General features: G+C 75.4%; 1 protein-coding gene. It reads right to left on the bottom strand.

The window, feature by feature from the left end; translation table 11 throughout:
- On the bottom strand, nucleotides 1-6207 hold a 6207-nt coding region (locus BZZ08_RS37910; protein ID WP_133169270.1), incomplete at its 3' end, for a non-ribosomal peptide synthetase.
- Nucleotides 6208-6219: the final 12 nt, after the last annotated feature.

Here is a 6219-nt window from a genome sequence, read left to right as displayed (position 1 = left end):
CGGCACCATGTACTCCGGCAGCCGGGCCGCGACGAACCTGCGCAGCTCCGGCACCGACACCCCGGCCGTCAGGTCGAGGGTGTTGCGCTCCCGGCCCAAGTCGTCGGCACCCGGGCGGACGGGGACGACGTACCCGACGAGTTGCCTGGCGTCGCCCTTGCCCGCACGGACCACGACGGTGGCCTGCCCGACCGAGGGGTGGGCGGCGAGGGCCGCCTCCACCTCGCCCGGCTCGATGCGCAGCCCGCGGATCTTCACCTGACCGTCGCCCCGGCCGACGTACTCCAGACAGCCGTCGCGGTTCCAGCGGACCAGGTCGCCGGTGCGGTACATCCGCGAGCCCGCCGGACCGAACGGGTCCGGAACGAAGCGTTCCGCCGTCAGTCCAGGACGGTCGTGGTAGCCGCGGGCCACCGAACCGCCCGCCACGTACAGCTCGCCGGGGACGCCGGGCGGCACCGGCAGCAGGCCCTCGCCCAGGACGCGCACCCGGGCCGCGTCCAGCGGGGTGCCGATCGGGGCGCCGGGTCCGTCCTCCCCGTCCTGGTCGCCCCGGAGGGTGTGGGCGGAGGCGTAGAAGGTCTCGGTCTGGCCGTACCCGTTGACCACCCGCACCCCTGGGAAGGCGGTGCGCGCACGTCGCACCAGCGCGGCGGGCAGGGGCTCGCCCGCGAAGACGAGGGCGTCGACCCGCACCTTGCCGGCGATCTGGTCGAGGAGTTCGGCGAAGACCGACGGGACCGAGCTGACGACGCTCCCCTGCCAGGTGTCCCGCTCGCCCAGCTCCAGGACGTCGCGGACCACCTCGACGACGCCGCCCGTGGTGAGCGCCGTCATGATCTCGAACACCGACACGTCGAAGTTGACGGAGGTGCCCGCGAGGACCCGGCCGCCCGGCTCCAGGCCGACGGCGGCCACCAGGGAGGGCAGGCAGGCCGCGATGTTGCGATGGGTGATCGTGACGCCCTTGGGGACGCCCGTCGAGCCCGAGGTGTACATCACGTACGCCGCGTTGTCGGGGTGCACGGGGGCGGGCGGGCCGGTGGTACCGGCGGGCTCGGCGTCCAGGGCGGCCGGGGAGAGGACCGGTACGCCGTGCCGGGGCAGCGCGGCCGCCGACTCCTCGTCGGCGAGGAGCAGCCCGGGGCGGGCCTGCTCCAGCATCAGCCCGAGGCGGGCGCTCGGGAAACGCGGGTCGATCGGGACGTACGCGGCGCCCGACCTGAGGACGCCGAGCATCGCCACGACCAGGTCGGCGGAGCGGGGCAGGGCCAGACCCACCAGGGACTCCGCGCCCACCCCGCGCCCGCGCAGGGCGCGGGCCAGCCGCTCGGAGCGTTCGTCCAGCTCCCGGTAGGTGAGGACCCGGTCGCCGCAGACGACGGCGGTCTCGTCCGGCCGGGCCGCGGCCTGCGCCCCGACGAGGCCGGGCACGGTGGCGTCGGGGGCGGGCCGGCCGGGCCCGGCGAGGGCGTCCAGCCGCTCGCCCTCGCCCGGCAGCAGGACGCCGGGCAGGCCGATCCGCCGCTCGGGGGCCGCGACCAGCTGCTCGACCAGGTGTACGAAGCGGGCCGCGAGGTCCTCGACGGTACCCCGGTCGAACAGGTCGGTGGCGTACTCGAGATGGCCGATCACGCCCTGGCCGGGGATGTCGCCCATGTTGAAGAACAGGTCGAACTTGGCGGTGCCGGTGAAGGACGGCTCCCAGGCCACCTCCAGGCCGCGCATCCGGAAGTTTTCCCGGGTGATGTTCTGCCAGGCGAACATCACCTGGAACAGCGGGTGGTAGGCGGTGGAGCGCTCCGGGTTGAGCAGTTCCACCAGCCGCTCGAACGGCGCGTCCTGGTTGTCGTAGGCGGTGAGCGCCTTGTCCCGGACCCGGCCGAGGACGTCGGCGAAGGACGGGTGTCCGGACAGGTCGGCGCGCAGCACCCAGGTGTTGACGAAGAAGCCGACCATGTCGGCGAGGGCGTCGTCGGTGCGGTTGGCGATCGGGGAGCCGATGGTGATGTCCTCGCCGCCGCCGAGCCGTCCGAGCAGCACCGCGAGGGCGGACTGGAGCACCATCGCGGCCGTGGCGCCCCGGTCGTGGGCGAGCCGCTCGACGGCCTCCGCGACGTGCGGGGGCAGGGCGAACTCCACGACGTCGCCGCGGTGGCTGGGCGCGGCCGGCCGCGGCCGGTCGGTGGGCAGCCGCAGCGGCTGCGGTACGCCGGCCAGTTCCCCGCGCCAGTAGGCGGCCTGGGCGTGCAGCACGCCGCCGGGGTCGTTCTCGTCGCCGAGCAGCTCGCGCTGCCACAGCGTGTAGTCGACGTACTGGACGGACAGCTCCGGCCAGTCGGGGGCGGTGCCGTCCAGGCGGGCCGCGTAGGCCGTGGCCATGTCGCGGGCGAGCGGGGCGATGGACTCGCCGTCGACGGCGATGTGGTGGATCACCAGCGCCAGCAGGTGCTCGTGTGCGCCGAGCCGCAGCAGCGTGGTGCGGGTGGGGATCTGAGTGGCGAGGTCGAAGGGGCGGCCGAGCACGTCCTCCAGCGCGGCGCCGGCGCCCTCCGCCGTGACCTCGACGAGCGGGGTGTCCGGCGCGGCCTCGTCCGCGGGCAGCACCCGCTGGTACGGGGTGCCGTCCTCCTCGCCGATCACGGTGCGCAGCACCTCGTGCCGGGCGACCAGGTCCCGCAGCGCGTCGCGCAGCGCGGCGACGTCCAGGGCGCCCCGCAGACGCAGCACGAAGGCGTGGTTGTAGGTCGCCGAGGGCCCCTCGAAGCGGTCCACGAACCACAGCCGGGTCTGCGCGTACGACAGCGGCACCCGCTCCGGGCGGGTGCGCGGGCCGCTCAGCAGCGGCCGGGCCGGGCCGCCCGCCGCGAGGTGACCGGCGAGCCGGGCGACGGTGGGCGCGTTGAACACGGTCCGGACGCCGATCTCGGCGCCCAGCCCGGCACGGACCCGGTTGACCAGGCGGGTGGCCAGCAGGGAGTGGCCGCCCCGGACGAAGAAGTCGTCGTCGATGCCGACCCGGTCCACGCCGAGCACGTCGGCGAACAGGCGGCACAGCGCGTCCTCGGTCGTGGTGCGGGGCGCCCGGTGGGCGACGCCGGTGAACTCCGGCGCGGGCAGGGCGGCCCGGTCCACCTTGCCGTTGGGCAGCAGCGGGAACCGCTCCAGCGGCACGAACGCGGTCGGCACCATGTGGTCGGGCAGCTTGGCGGACATGAAGTCGCGCAGGTCGCCCGGTGCCTCCTCGCCGGCCGGGACCAGGTACGCGGCGAGGTACTTCGAGGTGCCGCCGCCGTGTCCCTCGCGGGCGACGACCACGGCCTGGGCGACGCCGGGGTGCGCGGTCAGGGCCGCCTCCACCTCGCCGGGCTCCACCCGCACGCCGCGGATCTTGACCTGGCCGTCGCCGCGGCCGACGTACTCCAGCCTGCCGTCGGCGGTCCACCGGGCCAGGTCGCCGGTGCGGTACATGCGCGACCCGGGCGGCCCGTACGGATCGGGGACGAACCGTTCCGCGGTCAGCGCCGCCCGGCCGCGGTAGCCGCGGGCCAGGGAGTCGCCGGCGACGTACAGCTCGCCGGTCACGCCCTGCGGCACCGGCCCGAGGCCCGCGCCGAGCACATGGGCGCGGACGTGTTCCAGCGGCTCCCCGATGGGCGCGGCGCCGTCGCCGCCGAACGCGTCGTCGGGCCCGAGCGTGAAGGCGGTGGCGTAGAACGACTCGGTCTGGCCGTAGCCGTTGACCACGCGCAGCCCGGGGAAGGCCTGCCGGGCGCGGGCCACCAGTGCGGCCGGCAGTCCCTCGCCCGCGAACACCACGGCGCGCGGGCTGACGCGGCCCGGCAGGCCGTCGAGCAGTTCGGCGAAGGCCGACGGCACCGAGCTGATCACGTCGGCGTCCCAGTGGTCCCGCTCGCCCAGTTCCAGCACGTCCCGGACGAGTTCGACGGTGCCGCCGTGGGTCAGCGTGGTGAAGATCTCGAACACGGACACGTCGAAGTTGACCGAGGCGCCGGCCAGGGTGCGGGTGCCGGCCCGGATGCCGACGGCCTCGGCGAGCGCGGGCAGGCAGCCGGTGACGTTGCGGTGGGTGAGCGCGACGCCCTTGGGGACCCCGGTGGAGCCCGAGGTGTACATCACGTACGCCACGTTGTCCGGGTGCGGGCCGTCCGTGAGGGGCGCCGGGTCGTCGCCCTCGGCCGCCGCGAGGTGCAGCACGGGCAGGCCGGTGCCGGGGAGGGCGGAGGCGGCGGCGGGGTCGGTGAGGACCAGCGCGGGCGCCGCGTCGCCGAGGACGAACTCCAGGCGCCGGCTGGGGTACTCGGGGTCCACCGGCACATAGCCGGCGCCCGACTTCAGTACGCCGAGCAGCCCCACGACCAGGTCGCAGGTGCGCGGCAGGGCGACGGCCACCAGCGTCTCGGGGCCGGCGCCGTGCTCGCGCAGCCGGTGCGCCACGCGGTTCGCCCGCTCGTCGAGTTCGCGGTACGTCAGCCGCCGTTCGCCCGACACCACGGCCACCGCGTCCGGCGTGGCCGCCGCCCGCTCCTCGAACCGGCCGGGGACCGTCGCGTCCGGCGCCCTCGTGACCGCCGCGCCGCCGCGCACCCGCTCCCGCTCGGCCGGGGTGAGCACGTCCACCGTGCCGACGGGCGCCCAGGGCTCGGTCACCAGCGAGTGCAGCACCCGCTCCAGGCGCCCGGCGAGGGTCCGCGCCGCGGCCCGGTCGAGGGCGTGCGGCTGGTATTGCAGGGACAGCCGCAGGTGGGGGTCGGCGTCGGCCATGACGGTCACCGGGTAGTGGGTGCCGCTGAAGGGCGTGATGCCGGTGATGGCGACGCCCGCCGTGTCGTTGGCCTCGCTCAGGCCGACGTGGTCGACCGGGTAGGACTCGAAGACGACCAGGGTGTCGAAGAGGGTGCCGGTGCCCACGGTTCGGTGGATCTCGGTCAGGCCGTAGTGGTGGTGGTCGAGCAGCGCGCCCTGCCGGGCCTGGAGTCCGGCGAGCAGCTCGGCGAAGGTCTCGCCGGGCGCGATCCGCACCCGCACGGGCAGGGTGTTGATGAACAGGCCGACCATGGACTCCACGTCCGGCACGGCCGGCGGCCGCCCGGAGACCGTGGCGCCGAACACCACGTCCTGGCTGCCCGTCAGCTGTCCGAGGAGCACCGCCCAGGCGCCCTGCACCAGGGTGTTGAGGGTGACGCCGAGGTCGGCGGCGCGGGCCGACAGGTCGAGGGCGAGCCGCGGCGCGAGCGGGACGTCGACGTGGCCGACGTCGTCCACGCGGGCCCCGGCGTCCTTCTCCCGGGCGAGCAGCGTCGGCTCGTCGAACCCGGCCAGCTCGTCGGCCCAGGCGCGGGCGGACGCGGTGCGGTCCTGGCGTTCCTGCCACACCAGGAAGTCGCGGTAGGGGCGGACCCTGGGCAGGGCGGAGGGGTCGCCCCCGGAGCCGTACAGCCGCAGCAGGTCCTGCATCAGCGTCGGTACCGACCAGCCGTCGAACAGCACGTGGTGGGCGGTGAGGACCAGGACCGCGCGGTCCGGGCCGCGGGTCGCGAGGGTGCAGCGCAGCAGCGGCGGGGTGGTGGGGTCGAAGCGCCGGACGCGGTCCTCGGCCAGCAGCCGTTGGAACTCCTCCTCGCCGGCCCCGGCCAGGTCCAGGTGGCGCCAGGGCAGCACGACGTCGTCGAGGACCAGCTGCGCCAGGTCGCCGGAGCCGTCGGGGACGAAGGCGGTGCGCAGGTTGGCGTACCGGTCGAGCAGCGCCTGCCCGGCCGCCCGCATCCGCTCGGGCTCGACGGGGCCGGACAGGTGGTACGCGAACTGCATCTGGTAGGCGTCCTGGGTCGCCTCCGACACCTCGGACTCGAAGAGCAAACCCTGCTGGAGCGGGGTCGTCGGCCATACGTCCGCCAGGGACGGGAAGCGTGCCTCCCAGCGTTCCAGGTCCCGCTGGCGCACCGGGGCCAGCAGCACGTCCGACGGGGTCAGCCCCCCGGCGTCCGGCCGCCCCGCGTGCCGCGCGAGCCCGGTCAGGGCCGACTCCCACAGGTCGGCCAGCTCGCGCACCTCGTCGCGGGAGAGCACGCCGGTCGGGAACCCGACACGGGCGGTGAGCCTGCCCGACTCGGTGACGAGCGCGTTGATCTCCAGGGTGGACATCACGGGCATGTCGGCGTCGGGGACGGCGATCAGCTCGTTCATCCCCGGGGTCTG

The sequence above is a fragment of the Streptomyces sp. MH60 genome, from assembly GCF_002939385.1.
Taxonomy (GTDB): domain Bacteria; phylum Actinomycetota; class Actinomycetes; order Streptomycetales; family Streptomycetaceae; genus Streptomyces.
The sequence above is the reverse complement of the archived record's forward strand: the minus strand, read 5'-3'. Positions and strand labels throughout refer to the sequence as shown.